Here is a 13,336-nt window from a genome sequence, read left to right on the forward strand (position 1 = left end):
GGTCGGGTGTTCGAGTCACCCATGCGGCACCATCTTCCCGGACTATCGTCATTCCGATGCATTCGCGCTGCTTTTGCCAATGGAGGCGACGTTTTATTCAAGCTCGAGTCACGCGCATATTTTCCATACTTTTTATGTGGATATTTTGCTGGAGATGATCGGCACCGACCGTCTATACTGTTGGCTCAAAGCATATCGCACCCCGGACCCGTTTCCACGACAAGAGGAGGCCCGTCATGAGCCATACACCGCATGAACTCGCTGCAGACTTCCCTGAATATGCCGATCAACTGCATCAGCTGAAAGAGAGTGACGCTCACTTCCAGAAGCTGGCGGACGCGTATCATGAACTGAATCGCGATATCCATCGGGCCGAAACCAATGTGGAACCCACCTCCGACGCGCATCTGACCGAGATGCGCAAGCGCCGGATGGTTTTGAAGGATGATATCAACGCCATGTTGAAGGCCGCAGCTGAAAACTAGCGACCACAAATCCCGGCGCAATTCCGGGCAATATTCAATCGCGGCATCCCGTTTGACATAGAGTGTCTGACGAATGTTTTGAGCGCGCCGCTACAATAGCGATTGCGAACAGAATCCTGTCGGTTTTTTGGTCCAATTGGACGATATGAAAAATTGCGCTTGATCACCCGAGCGGTGATTATGCCGCCCGGCTTCAGTGCTTGGCTTGACGTTTCACGTCCCAGATGTTCCACACAGACCTGAATTTTCTGATGTCTGCAGTCTTGGCCTGACCCGAAGCGGTCTCAAACCGGCTGGACCCAAAGCCAAGCGATACGCGAATGGCGGCAGACGAGCAAAACTGGATGGACGACATGGAATTCGGTACCGGCGTATCGCTCGCGGCCTATTTTGTCATCATGGTCGGGATAGGCCTTTACGGCTTCAAGGAATCGACCAGCGATTCATCCGGTTATCTTCTGGGCGGCCGCAAGCTGGGGCCCGCTGTCACATCGCTTTCCGCCGGGGCGTCCGACATGTCCGGCTGGATGCTATTGGGACTGCCGGGTGCCATGTTTGTTTCGGGGCTCTCGGCGTCCTGGATCGCCATCGGGCTTCTGATCGGGGCGTTGGCCAATTACTTGATCGTCGCGCCCCGCCTGCGCGTCTACACAGAGACCGCCAGCGATGCGATTACCATTCCGGATTATTTTGAAAAGCGATTTGAAGACAATACCCGCCTGCTGCGGGTGATTTCCTCCATCGTTATTGTTCTGTTTTTCACGCTCTATACATCGTCCGGCGTTGTTGCAGGCGGAAAGCTGTTCGATTCCGCTTTCGGCCTGCCCTATGAGCTGGGCCTGTTCATTACAGCAGGCGTGGTGGTGCTTTATACGCTGCTCGGCGGCTTCATGGCGGTGTCCATGACCGATTTTGTTCAGGGCTGCATCATGTTTATCGCGCTCGTCATGGTCCCGCTTGTTGCCCTGACGGGAATTGGCGGCGTGTCAGGGCTGACCGATACGCTGAACGGGCTGACCGACGCGAATATCGCCGAGCTCGGACTGGCCGAAAACTGGTCCATGAATCTGCTTGGCGGTGTCGGGCTCATCGGCATTATTTCTGCCATGAGCTGGGGGCTGGGCTATTTTGGCCAGCCTCATATCATTGTCCGCTTCATGGCGATCCGCTCTGTGAAGGATGTTCCGGCGGCCCGGAATATCGGCATAAGCTGGATGCTGGTCACGATTGTCGGCGCCTTGTCGACCGGGCTGATCGGCCTTGCTTACATTCTGCAGAACGGAACGCCCGAGGCCTATCTGGTTGATGGCGCATTTGATGGTGAGACGATCTTCATCGTTCTCTCCCAGATCCTGTTCAACCCCTATATCGCCGGTTTCCTCCTGGCGGCCATTCTGGCTGCCATCATGAGCACGATTTCCTCCCAATTGCTGGTCTCCTCCAGTTCGCTGACCGAGGATTTCTACAAAATCTTCCTGCGCAAACAGGCGAGCCAGAAAGAATTGGTCATGGTCGGCCGGGCGGCCGTGGTTGTTGTGGCTCTGGTGGCCATTGCGCTCGCCTGGAACCCCGACAGCAATGTTCTGACGCTGGTTTCCAACGCCTGGGCCGGGTTCGGGTCCGCTTTCGGACCGATTGTCATCCTGTCGCTGTTCTGGAAACGGATGAATCGCTGGGGCGCCCTGGCCGGTATGATCACCGGGGCCATGACCGTTCTGGTCTGGACCTATGTGCCATTGCTGCCGGTTGATGGCGGTCTGGTACCCCTTGGAAGCTGGCTCTATTCCATCGTTCCGGGCTTCATCTTCTGCTTCCTGGCGATCATCGTTGTGAGCCTTGTCACGCCCGCCCCGAAGAAGTCGGTCGAGGCGACTCACGAGGACGTGGAAGACGCCATGAAGGCGTAGCGGCGGGACGGGACGGATATCCTGACGATCCCCGTGGATTTCCTTTCAGGCTGATGGTTGTTCAGTCTGAAAGGAGACCGCGATGAATCCGTCAGAACTGAAAGCTGCATTGCTCGCAGACCGTCAGGCCGCCTATGGACGCCTTCGCGGCGGCGCGCCCATCCTGCTGGCTGGCGCAACATACTGGGCGGCGCTGACAGCCATCGGCTATCTGACGACCGGTCATGTCTGGTATTATGCGGCCCTGTTTGGAAGCGGGCTGATTTTTCCGCTCGCCATTCTCTATGCGCGGCTGTTGAAGAATAATTTCATGGCGGATCGAACGGCGGTTACAAGCGTTCTGGCGCCCGCCATGATCGCTATGTTGCTGTTCTGGCCGATGGCGATTGCCGCATTGTGGGAAGCACCGGGCGTGTTTCCGCTAATACTGGCCATAGGCCTTTCATTGCATTTCCCGGTCATTGGCTGGAGCTATGGCCGGACATTCCTGTTAACGGCCCATGCCGTGATCCGTGCCGCGATTGTTTTTGCGATCTGGACACTTTTCCCGGAAGAGCGCCTGACCCTGATCCCGTTGGCAGTGACCGTCGCCTATCTCGTCACGGCTTTGATTGTCTGGATGGATTCCGGCAGATTCCGGGCCCGCGAGTCAGAAAATTGACAGTTTTGTCTTGCGGGCAAAAAGCTCCAGCGCACGCGTTCCAGCGAGCGAATTGCCCAGCTCGTCAAGCTCCGGCGACCAGACGCAGATCGAGAATTTTCCGGGTATGATGGCAACAATTCCGCCGCCGACACCGCTCTTGGCCGGAATGCCCACGCGAAAGGCAAAATTGCCGACGCCATCATAAAGTCCGCACGTCAGGAGCAGTGAGTTTATGCGCTTGACCCTGAGCGGGGTCATCAGCTTTTCTCCGCTCTCCCACTGCTTTCCACCATTGGCGAGCGGCACAAAGGCCCGCGCCAGATCGCGGCAGGTCATGGCAATGGCGCATTGCCGGTAATAGGTCGCCAGGACGTCTTCGACCCGCGCTTTCAGATTGCCCTGGCTTTTCAGAAGATGAGCGATCGCGGCATTACGGTGACCGTGTTCGGCTTCGGACCGTGCCACGACATCGTCGATATAGATCTGCTCCTTGCCGGAGAAGCGCCGTACCAGCGATAGTAATTGCAATACGGGGCTGACCGAATGCGCCGTGATGGCATCCGTAACGACGATTGCACCAGCATTGATGAAGGGGTTGCGGGGCAGTCCCTGCTCGGATTCGAGCTGAACCAGCGAATTGAAGGCGGTGCCGGACGGCTCGCGGCCGACACGTCTCCAGAGTGCGTTCGATCCAATGGTTTGCAGCGCCAGAATGAGCGTGAAAACCTTGGAAATGCTCTGGATAGAAAAGCGCTCATCGGCATCGCCCGTGACGTATTCCGACCCGTCGACACCGCAAATCGCCATACCGAACTTGTCCGGCGAAATACACGCCAGAGCCGGAATATAATCGGCCACCTTGCCGCGGCCGATCGACTTTCTTGCCTTGGAAGCGATATCGTCCAGCAGGGTGTCAAGGTCGGGCAGGGGTCGGGACATGATCGCCAACCTATACAGCCCGCTTTGACTTGAAACCCCTCTTTGAAGCGCCGCAGCGATCAGTCTGCAGCGAGTGTCATCATCAGATAGAAGGCCACCGGCACCAGCAGCATGGCCGGAATGACCAGCGCCACAAACCCGAACAGCCAGATATATAAAATCGCGCCGAGCACGATATTTGCGACCAGGTAGGGGGCGGCGCGATGGGGGTTGCGGGCGATTTCGCGCATCAGTGCGCCGATCAGTGGCAGATTCATCAGAATGCTCTGAAAGAGGCGCACCGAACCCCTGACCGCGGAAGCGAGCGTCAGATGGATGTTGAACGGCCCTTGTCCGCCCTCAGCCTTGATCAGGCCGAATGTCAGCAAGGCACCGGAAAGGGCCAGCACGGCGACGTAGACCGGGCGAATGTCCAGCTGAACCAACCAGATAATGGCCGCAAGGCTGGAAATGGCCGTGAGCGGGATCATTGCTTTCTGGAGCCAACGTGCGGGGGTCCAGCGCGGCCGAACCTCGCCCGCGCCGCCTTCGATGGAGTTGGCGATGAAGGCCAGTCCGGCAATGTAGTGGTAAAAGGCCAGCGGGATGGAAATCCCGATGAGGGAGGCGATGAAAGGGGCGTCGGTAATACCCGGTTTGGGCCCGGGAAAGGCCAGCCAGAGCGCCGCCCAGATAAAGAGCGGCGACAGCATGAACAGACCAATGGCATAGGGAAGATGGCGCATGGGAAATCCTCGTTCGAATTTCCCGTCTATTTCGCAACTCTGCCCGAAATAACCAGAGGCGACGCCCGCGGCCCGGGCGCACACACAAAAGCTGGGGTTGTTCCGCTCAGCTTCCGGGCCGGTTCGCAATCAGCTCGTCAACGACACCCGGTTCGGCCAGGGTCGACGTGTCCCCCAGCGCGCCGAAATCATTTTCGGCAATCTTGCGCAGTATCCGCCGCATGATCTTCCCGGATCGCGTCTTGGGAAGGGAAGGTGAAAACTGGATAATGTCCGGTGTCGCCACTGGCCCGATCTGTTCGCGTACATGGGCTTTCAGCTCAATCGCCGTGTCGCTGGTCGGCTCCAGGCCTGCGTTCATCGTCACATAGCAATAGACACCTTGCCCCTTGATGTCGTGCGGATAGCCGACCACGGCAGCCTCCGCGACATTCGGGTGTGAGACGAGCGCGCTTTCAATTTCGGCGGTGCCCAGCCGATGACCGGACACGTTGAGGACATCGTCAACCCGGCCTGTGATCCACCAATAGCCATCCGCGTCGCGCCGGGCGCCATCGCCTGTAAAGTAAAGCCCGCGATAGGTCGTGAAATAGGTTTCGGCAAAACGATCGTGGTCGCCATATACGGTGCGCATCTGACCCGGCCAGCTCCGCTTGATCACGAGGTTTCCGGAAATTTCTCCCTCTCCTTCGACGAATTTTCCTTCGGCATCCACGAGGGCCGGTTCAATGCCAAAGATGGGCATGGAGGCCGCGCCGGGTTTGAGATCATGCGCGCCGGGCAAGGCGGAAATCATCACGCCACCGGTTTCGGTCTGCCACCAGGTATCAACAATCGGGCATTTTCCCTTTCCCACAACGCGGTGATACCAGGCCCAGGCTTCAGGATTGATCGGCTCTCCGACCGAGCCCAGAAGGCGCAAGCTGGACAGGTCGTGTTTCTCGACCAGTGCATCGCCTTCGCGCATCAATGCCCGCAACGCGGTGGGTGCGGTATAGAGCACATTGACCTGATGCTTGTCGCAAACTTCCCAGAAACGATCCGCCGCCGGCCAGGTGGGAATCCCCTCGAACATCAATGTGGTGACGCCATTCACCAATGGTCCATAGGTCAGATAGGTATGGCCGGTGACCCAGCCGATATCAGCGGTACACCAGAAAACCTCTTTGCGCTTCACTTCGAAGACGGTGTCGAAGGTCAAAGCCGCCCAGAGCAAATAGCCGCCCGTCGTGTGCATGACCCCTTTCGGCTTTCCGGTGGAGCCGGACGTATAAAGGATAAAGAGCGGATCTTCGGCTTCCATCGGCTCGGGCGGGCAATCAGCATCCACCGTCAGCGCCAATTCATGGTGCCAATGATCGCGGCCCTCGACCCAGCCAACATTCGCGCCGGTATGCCGGACACAGAGGACGGCTTTGACGCCGCCGGCAATCTCGATCGCCCGGTCAACATTTTTCTTTAATGGAATAGGCTTGGAGCCGCGCACGCCTTCATCAGCCGTGATCACGAATTCGGACTGGCAATCGGTAATGCGGCCCGCGAGAGCGTCCGGCGAAAAGCCGCCAAAGACAACCGAGTGGACCGCGCCAATGCGCGTGCAGGCAAGCATGGCATAGAGCGCTTCGGGGATCATGGGCATGTAAAGCGTCACGCGGTCGCCGCGCTCTACGCCTATCGCCTTGAGTTCATTCGCCATCCGGCAGACATGGTTGTGCAGCTGGCGGTAGGTTACCGAATTGTGGAAGGCTGGATTGTCGCCCTCCCAGATGATCGCGACATCATTGCCGCGCTTTTCCAGATGCCGGTCAATGCAATTGTAGGAGACGTTCAGAACGCCATCGGCGAACCATTTGATCGACAGCTTGTCGGGGTCCCAATTGACGTCCGATATCTCGGTGGGTGTTTTCACCCAGTCGAGGCGCCGCAATTCCTCCATCCAGAACGCGTCAGGCTCTTCGATCGAACGGCGATAGCGTTCGATGTATTGCTTCGCGCTGGTCTGGCTGTGGGGTTCGTAATGATCCGGAACCGGGACGATTTCGGGTGCGGAGCCTGAACGTTCTTCCGACATGGGTATCTCCCTCAACGCCTCTCACGGGCCTGAATGCAGTCAAGGCCAAGTCTCTTCATGCATCAAGGCGTGTTTTCCAGTTCGCCGTTGCTCACGCTTTGTTGCGCGCATGATTGTCGGCCAGACGATGGACTTTCAGCGCCGGGAACAATAGGAGGGGACACAATTCCAGACCGTCAGAAGCGAGTTGCCCGATGACCCACTTTCCAAACATTATTTCCGCAATCGGCAATACGCCGCTGGTCAAGCTGAACAAGGTTGTGCCCGAAGGTTCGGCGACGATTCTGGCCAAGTGCGAATTCCTCAATCCCACAGGCTCGATCAAGGATCGTATGGGTCCCTATATTATCGAGCAGGCGGAGAAAGCCGGCCTGTTGAAACCCGGCGGGACAATCGTCGAGAATACGTCCGGAAATACCGGCCAATCCCTGGCGATGGCCGCCGCGGTCAAGGGCTATAAATGCGTCTTCACCCTGCCGGACAAGATGAGCCAGGAGAAGATCGACATGATGCGCGCCTATGGTGCCGAAGTCGTCATCACACCGACCGATGTTCCCGGCGACAGCCCGGAGCATTATGTGAATACCGCCAAGCGCATCGCGGAAGAAACCGAAGGTGCCTTTTACGTCGACCAGTATCACGCGCCCTGGAATATTGACGGGCATTACCACAATACCGGCCGCGAAATTTTCGAGCAGACGGATGGCGGCAAGTTTGACGTCTTCATGGGCGGTACCGGAACCGGTGGTACCGTCTCGGGCGTCGGCCGCTATATGAAGGAACACGCGCCGGACGTGAAGATTATTGGCGTCGATCCGCTTGGTTCGGTCCACTACAATCTGTTCAAAACCGGTCGCCTGCCGGCGGCCTATGTCTATTCGGTCGAGGGCATTGGCGAAGATATTGAATGCCGGGCGATGGACTTTTCGGTTGTCGACGACATGGTCCAGATCGATGACTGGGAGAGCTTCCATGTCGGCCGCGCGCTCGTGCGCGAAGAGGGTCTGTTCTGCGGTGGTTCGTCAGGCTCCATCGTGGCGGCTGCCATCAAGGTCGCTAAGGAAATCGGCCCGGACAAGACGATTGTGGTCACGCTCTGCGATAGCGGGACGCGATACATATCGAAATACCTGTCTGACAAGTGGATGGAAGACAAGGGCTTCTTTACCGAGCACACCTTGTTGGGCCCTGTGCAGGACCTGGTGGCCCGGCGCTCCTCGTTGACGGCCGATGCATCAGCGTCCAGCGACGACATCCAGCGCATGATGGCTGAAGGCGATCTGGACTATCTGCCGCTTCAGGAGGGCGACAGCTTCACCGCCATTGCCACACGCGACGGCAAGCGCCTGTCAATTGGCGGCATTCTCTATACCGAGGCCCGGATCGAGGAAATGCCCCACATCCTGACGCGAGGTGAGGCGGCGCTGGTGATGACCCGCGATGGCGTCGTCGGTGTCGTCACGGAAAAAGAATACAATGCCCGCATTGGCGGCTGAACAAAGGATATGATGATGAGCGGAGACAATCAGCAATTTGCCACGCGGTGCATTCACGCTGGCCAGGCCCCGGATCCGTCGACCGGCGCGATCATGACGCCGATCTATCAGACGTCGACCTATGTGCAGACCAGCCCGGGCGAGTTCATCGGCAATTATGACTATTCACGATCCGCCAATCCGACGCGGACAGCACTCGAAGCCAATCTGGCGAGTCTGGAAGGCGGCAAGCACGGGATTGCCTTTTCATCGGGCGTTGCCTCATTGGCCGCCTGTATTCACCTTCTGAAATCCGGCGACCATGTCTTGCTGTGCGATGACGTCTATGGCGGCACATTCCGCATGTTCAACAATGTCTTTGCACAATTGGGCATCGAATTCTCTCGCGTCGATATGACGGATCTCGACGCCACGCGCGCGGCCATGACCCCCAAAACCAAGTTGGTCTGGCTGGAAACACCGACAAATCCGACGCTGAAAGTCATCGATATCGAGGCCGTGGCGCAAATTGCGCATGATGGCGGTGCCTTGTGCGTTGCCGACAATACGTTTGCGTCGCCCTATTTCCAGAATCCTCTGGCGCTGGGCGCGGATATCGTCTCGCACTCCTGCACCAAGTATCTGGGCGGGCATTCCGATCTGGTCGGGGGTGCGCTGATCACATCCAGTGCGGAGCTGGCTGAAAGGCTGACCTATATCCAGAATGCCGTGGGCGCTGTACCGGCGCCGATGGACTGTTTCCTGTTGCTGCGCTCGACAAAAACCCTGCATGTGCGCATGGAGCGCCATTGCGAAAACGCCGGAAAGATTGCTGACTGGCTGTCGGGCCAGAATGGTATTGGCCGGGTGATTTATCCGGGATTGCCCAGCCATCCCCAGCACAAGATTGCGGCCAGGCAGATGCGCGGCTTTGGCGGCATGATCACCCTGACGCTGAATGGTGGCCTTCCGGCGTCGCGCCGTTTCCTCGAAACGCTGAAAATCTTCTCGCTCGCGGAAAGCCTGGGCGGTGTGGAATCGCTGGTCGAACACCCGGCCATCATGACCCATGCCTCTGTTGACGCGGACAAGCGCGCGGCGCTTGGCATTGATGATGGTCTGGTGCGTCTGTCCTGCGGGATCGAGGATGCCGGCGATCTGATCGCAGATCTGGAACAGGCTCTGGCAGCCGCGAACGCCGTCTAGCGCAACGCCTTGATCGCCGCTTGCAGCGTATTGGCCATGGTTTCGAGATAGGCACAGGCCGGCTCTGTCTCCACACAGGCCATGGCTTGCGCAAAGGTCTGGTCCGAGTCCTCAAACCGTCCGGCTTTGGCATATGCCAGCGCCAGTTGCAGGCGCGCCGTCGTCTCGAGCGCAAGGCTCCGGCGCCCCAATGATGCGAGGCTGCCAGCCGCGGGGCTGGCCAGGCTCTGCTCCAATGCGGCGATGGCCGGCTCGACCTGCCCTCCGACCAGATGGACCATGCCGAGGTTGAAGGCGGCCGGTTGATGGATGTGTGCGATCTCGCCCCACCAGAGCGGGTCGCCGCCGGTGAGGGTTTCGCCAGTCTTTATCTGGCAACTCAGGAATCGCGCCGCCGAATCGAGATTTCGCGGTGAGGCCTGAAAATCCACCATCCCGAAATAGAAGGGCAGACAGCCGGAGAAATAGGGGAAAGAGGCAAAAAGGTCAGGCGCCGGCAGCGTTGCAACCGCCTCGGCAAAGCGGTCCATTTCATGCACATCCCAGCCATAATCGGCGCGGACGCGCGTGCTCAACCTGTCGCGTAATTCGGCTGCTTCCGTCCAGTTTCCCAAACCCACGGCCTGACGCAACAGACGAAACAGATTGCCGCCTTCCAGAAGCGGCAGTCCGGGAAAATCGCGCTGGAGATAGGATGTCAGGCGGGAGGGTGGGGGTGAGGCCGGGATAGATATCGGCGATCGGCTGGCGAGCGCCACGATATGGCCGGTTGCCGATGAGATATGGTTGTGCACCAGGCCGGCGGCCTTGAGCGCCTCTTCCATTGCAGCGGGCGTGTACAATGCATGGTGAATGCCGGGCCAGACGATCGACACATTGGTCAGGCTATCTGTTTTTGGGCCGAGGTTTTCGGCATTCGGCGTCGTCAGTACGAGAATGCCGTCCGGATTGAGGTGTTTGACCAGTATTTCCAGGAAGGCCGCCGGATCCTCGACGTGCTCGATAACTTCGCTGGAATAGAGAATGTCAAAGCTCTGCCCGTCAAACCGGGATCCTGCGCCGAGAAGCTCTCCAATGACCTCGACACCCAGGCTCTCACCCCCGCGGCGGCCATAATTGGACGGGTCCAGACCTTCCGCCTGAAGACCGTATTCACGGCGGGCATAATCCACGACGAAGGGAACCCCGCAGCCGACATCAATGAGGGATTTCGCCGGCCGGATAGGCACGGCCAGATCCAGCGGCTGGGTCATGGCCTCGAGGCCCGCGCCGACTTCCTGATAAAATCTCAGATAATCGGCAAAATCATAGTCTTCCGAATAGTCCGGATAGGAGAACGGAACGGCAAAAACGCCGCCGCAATTGCAGCATTCAAAATACTTAGCTTGTCCGACCGGGCTTGCGGGTGTCGAGGATGTCACCTTGTGGGGATGCGGGCCGTTCGCCCTGCAAATCGGGCAATGCTGCCCTGTCGTGGCAGAGCGGTCCCAGTCAAATCCGAGTTCGTAAGACATTGACTGCGTCTATCAGGCACTCAGGCCTTGAGTCGACGTTTTATGAGGCTCCAGTAGCGGGTCGGGAAGAGCCGCTCCATCCACATGATTGTGTGGGCATCCCGCCCGACAAATACGCGGGGCTTGCGTCGCTCTACGCCGCGCAGAATGATTTCGGCAGCCTGAGCCGGCGGCATGACGAGCGATTGGTCGGCGATTTTCATTGCCGCTTCATATTCCTCATCCGTCACGCCTTTCCCTTTGGGCGCTTTTTTTGCGATATTGGTCGCCACACCGCCGGGATGAATTGTGGTCAGGCCAACGGGCGTGCCGTCGAGTTCATGGCGCAATGCCATCGTAAAGCCGCGGACGCCGAATTTGGCCGCAGAATAGGCCGTCTGCCCGGCTGGCGCGATGACACCGAAAATACTGGAAATATTCGTGATGTGACCTTCGTCCTGCTCCTGAATCAGAGGGAGAAAGGCCCGGGTCATGCGAATGACACCGTGCAGATTGATGTTCATCAGCCAGTCGAACTGCTCCGGCGTGACCTGATCGAAATGACCGCCCAGCGCCACTCCCGCATTATTGAAGAGAAGATGTGCTTCGCCATGGGTTTGACGGACCTCTTCGGCAAAAGCGTTGATTGCGGCTTCGTCGCCAACGTCCAGAACAGTGGTCGTGACCCGCCGGTCATTCGAGCGTAGGCCTGACGCCACCTCTTCGAGACCCTGACCATTGATATCTGCCAGGGCCAGATTGCAGCCGCGATCCGCCAGAGCCTTTGCCAGCGCCGCGCCGATTCCACTGGCAGCGCCGGTAACGATGGCTGTTTTTCCCGCAAGATCGAGACGGTTCATTCTGCGGCTTCCAGTTCAGTTTGTTCCTGCTCCATTGGCATCACCTTGCCGAACTGAAGTGCACCATCGTCGATCGCGCCGAAACGGATGGCCATCATATCGGCGAAATAATTCTGATGGACGCGCCAGGGGGTTTTGGGCCCCTGCTTGGGCAGGATATCGGCGGCCCGGCGGAAATACCCGGAATCCAGCAGCTTCAGCGGCTCCACCGGCATGCTGGCATCCGGGACGGGCACAAGATAATCGGCCCCGATCTTGTTGACGTAATTGATATTCCGGCAGAAGCGCTCGCAGGTGAGGTCAATCTTCAGCGTCCACGATGCATTGGTGTATCCAAACGCCATGGCCATGTTCGGAATGTCGCTGACCATCATGCCGCGATAGACGACATGGTCCGGAATATTCACGGGCTTTCCATCCACTTCGACATTCATGCCGCCGACAAATTGGAGATTCAGTCCGGTGGCGGGAATGATGAGGTCGGCGTCCAGATGTTTCCCGGATTTGAGCTGAATTCCGGCATTGGTGATGCGCTCGATCTGATCGGTTTCAACGGAGGCCTTGCCGGAACGCAGCGCCTTGAAGAAATCGCCATCCGGCGCAGCGCAGAAGCGCTGATCCCAGGGCTTGTAGCTGGGCGCGAAATGTTTCTCGACATCATAGTCATCGCCCAGCATGGCCCGGGTCTGTTTCAGAATGCCTTTCTTCACAAAATCCGGAAAAGTCTGCGACAGATTATAGATCAGGATGGTCTGCAGAATGTTTTTCGTTCGGGTGAGCGTGTAGGCGACTTTACCGGGCAAGACTTTTCGCAGGAAATTTGCGGTCCGGTCGACGGATGGCCGGCCAGCTATATAGGTCGGCGAACGCTGCAGCATGGTGACGTGTTCGGCCTTCTCCGCCATGGAGGGCAACAGGGTAACGGCCGTCGCGCCAGATCCGATAATCACGACTTTCTTACCGGTGTAGTCGTAGTTTTCCTGCCATTTTTGAGGGTGGATGAAGTCGCCGGAGAAATCTTCGACGCCTTCAAAATGCGGCAGATAGCCTTTTTCGTATTGATAGTATCCCGAGGCAAAGAATAGAAATTGCGCGGTATAGGTTTCCGGACCCTCCGGCCCGTCGGCTTCAAGCGTCCAGCGGGCGGTCTTGGAATTCCAGCTGGCAGATCTTGCCTTTCGCCCGAACCTTATGTGCGGGGAGATTCCCGCAGATTCTGCGGTTTCACTGACATAATTCCGGATGGCCGGACCGTCGGCGAAGACCTTTCCATCGACCCACGGTTTGAACGCATAGCCGAATGTATACATGTCACTGTCGGAACGTATGCCGGGATAGCGGAACAAATCCCAGGTTCCACCAATCCGGTCGCGCGCCTCGATCACACGGTATGTCTTGCCCGGACAGCGCTCCTGAAGGTGATGCGCCATGCCGATACCGGACACGCCGGCTCCGATGATCAGGACATCCACGTGTGTTTCGCTCATTCTTCCGCTCCCCGAAGTGAACACTGTTCACTATGGCAAATTGAG

Annotated in this window: 11 protein-coding genes; 5 read left to right on the top strand and 6 right to left on the bottom strand. The window is 58.1% G+C overall.

Annotation, left to right across the window (positions count from 1 at the left end; all coding sequences use genetic code 11):
• Positions 1 to 236: 236 nt before the first annotated feature.
• The 3 genes from P0D52_RS13910 to P0D52_RS13920 all read left to right on the top strand — a co-directional run bounded on the left by P0D52_RS13910 (position 237) and on the right by P0D52_RS13920 (position 3,053).
• Positions 237 to 485: a YdcH family protein gene (locus tag P0D52_RS13910; RefSeq protein ID WP_394693247.1), complete on the top strand. Its 249-nt coding sequence runs from the start codon at positions 237 to 239 to the stop codon at positions 483 to 485.
• A 353-nt stretch (positions 486 to 838) separates the two neighbouring features.
• Positions 839 to 2,392 carry a sodium/proline symporter PutP gene (gene putP / locus P0D52_RS13915; protein WP_394694799.1) on the top strand — a complete coding sequence of 518 codons (1,554 nt, stop codon included), beginning with the start codon at positions 839 to 841 and terminating at the stop codon, positions 2,390 to 2,392.
• Between the two features lie 82 nt (positions 2,393 to 2,474).
• The gene (locus P0D52_RS13920) at positions 2,475 to 3,053 is read left to right on the top strand and encodes a DUF7010 family protein (protein WP_394693248.1); all 579 of its coding nucleotides are present in this window, start codon (positions 2,475 to 2,477) and stop codon (positions 3,051 to 3,053) included.
• On the opposite strand, the gene P0D52_RS13925 is transcribed toward P0D52_RS13920, so the two are convergent.
• From P0D52_RS13925 to acs, 3 genes are all read right to left on the bottom strand, one after another.
• Entirely contained in the window at positions 3,042 to 3,974 is a 933-nt protein-coding gene (locus P0D52_RS13925; protein WP_394693249.1) for a glutaminase, read from the bottom strand. The two genes, P0D52_RS13920 and P0D52_RS13925, sit on opposite strands and share 12 nt — an antisense overlap.
• A 59-nt stretch (positions 3,975 to 4,033) precedes the next feature.
• Positions 4,034 to 4,699, bottom strand: coding sequence for a hypothetical protein (locus P0D52_RS13930; RefSeq protein WP_394693250.1), 666 nt, complete (start codon positions 4,697 to 4,699; stop codon positions 4,034 to 4,036).
• A gap of 106 nt (positions 4,700 to 4,805) precedes the next feature.
• Complete coding sequence (gene acs / locus P0D52_RS13935; protein WP_394693251.1) at positions 4,806 to 6,770, bottom strand: acetate--CoA ligase; 1,965 nt, start codon at positions 6,768 to 6,770, stop codon at positions 4,806 to 4,808.
• A gap of 194 nt (positions 6,771 to 6,964) precedes the next feature.
• Between acs and P0D52_RS13940 the strand changes: the two genes are divergently transcribed.
• Positions 6,965 to 8,266 (top strand): PLP-dependent cysteine synthase family protein, encoded by a 1,302-nt coding sequence (locus P0D52_RS13940; RefSeq protein WP_394693252.1) that lies wholly within the window; start codon positions 6,965 to 6,967, stop codon positions 8,264 to 8,266.
• A 9-nt stretch (positions 8,267 to 8,275) separates the two neighbouring features.
• The gene (locus P0D52_RS13945) at positions 8,276 to 9,451 is read left to right on the top strand and encodes a cystathionine gamma-synthase (RefSeq protein ID WP_394693253.1); all 1,176 of its coding nucleotides are present in this window, start codon (positions 8,276 to 8,278) and stop codon (positions 9,449 to 9,451) included.
• Here the strand turns inward: P0D52_RS13945 and P0D52_RS13950 are convergent.
• Genes P0D52_RS13950 through P0D52_RS13960 form a run of 3 tightly spaced genes read right to left on the bottom strand, consistent with a single transcriptional unit; the run spans position 9,448 to position 13,291 of the window.
• Entirely contained in the window at positions 9,448 to 10,965 is a 1,518-nt protein-coding gene (locus P0D52_RS13950) for a methyltransferase domain-containing protein (protein ID WP_394693254.1), read from the bottom strand. The two genes, P0D52_RS13945 and P0D52_RS13950, sit on opposite strands and share 4 nt — an antisense overlap.
• A gap of 20 nt (positions 10,966 to 10,985) precedes the next feature.
• A complete protein-coding gene (locus P0D52_RS13955) occupies positions 10,986 to 11,804 on the bottom strand; it encodes an SDR family NAD(P)-dependent oxidoreductase (protein WP_394693255.1) in 819 nt (272 codons plus the stop codon).
• Positions 11,801 to 13,291 carry a flavin-containing monooxygenase gene (locus P0D52_RS13960; RefSeq protein ID WP_394693256.1) on the bottom strand — a complete coding sequence of 497 codons (1,491 nt, stop codon included), beginning with the start codon at positions 13,289 to 13,291 and terminating at the stop codon, positions 11,801 to 11,803. Before P0D52_RS13960 ends, P0D52_RS13955 begins: the two co-directional genes overlap by 4 nt.
• Between the last annotated feature and the right edge of the window lie 45 nt (positions 13,292 to 13,336).

Origin of the sequence: Hyphobacterium sp., from assembly GCF_043584775.1 — a bacterium.
GTDB lineage: Bacteria > Pseudomonadota > Alphaproteobacteria > Caulobacterales > Maricaulaceae > Hyphobacterium.

Coding starts and splice junctions, on each gene's coding strand:
- P0D52_RS13955 (WP_394693255.1), bottom strand. CDS start 11,804: ATGAACCGTCTCGATCTTGCGGGAAAAACAGCCATCGTTACCGGCGCT.
- P0D52_RS13925 (WP_394693249.1), bottom strand. CDS start 3,974: ATGTCCCGACCCCTGCCCGACCTTGACACCCTGCTGGACGATATCGCT.
- P0D52_RS13920 (WP_394693248.1), top strand. CDS start 2,475: ATGAATCCGTCAGAACTGAAAGCTGCATTGCTCGCAGACCGTCAGGCC.
- P0D52_RS13910 (WP_394693247.1), top strand. CDS start 237: ATGAGCCATACACCGCATGAACTCGCTGCAGACTTCCCTGAATATGCC.
- P0D52_RS13930 (WP_394693250.1), bottom strand. CDS start 4,699: ATGCGCCATCTTCCCTATGCCATTGGTCTGTTCATGCTGTCGCCGCTC.
- acs (WP_394693251.1), bottom strand. CDS start 6,770: ATGTCGGAAGAACGTTCAGGCTCCGCACCCGAAATCGTCCCGGTTCCG.
- P0D52_RS13945 (WP_394693253.1), top strand. CDS start 8,276: ATGATGATGAGCGGAGACAATCAGCAATTTGCCACGCGGTGCATTCAC.
- P0D52_RS13950 (WP_394693254.1), bottom strand. CDS start 10,965: ATGTCTTACGAACTCGGATTTGACTGGGACCGCTCTGCCACGACAGGG.
- P0D52_RS13960 (WP_394693256.1), bottom strand. CDS start 13,291: ATGAGCGAAACACACGTGGATGTCCTGATCATCGGAGCCGGCGTGTCC.
- P0D52_RS13940 (WP_394693252.1), top strand. CDS start 6,965: ATGACCCACTTTCCAAACATTATTTCCGCAATCGGCAATACGCCGCTG.
- putP (WP_394694799.1), top strand. CDS start 839: ATGGAATTCGGTACCGGCGTATCGCTCGCGGCCTATTTTGTCATCATG.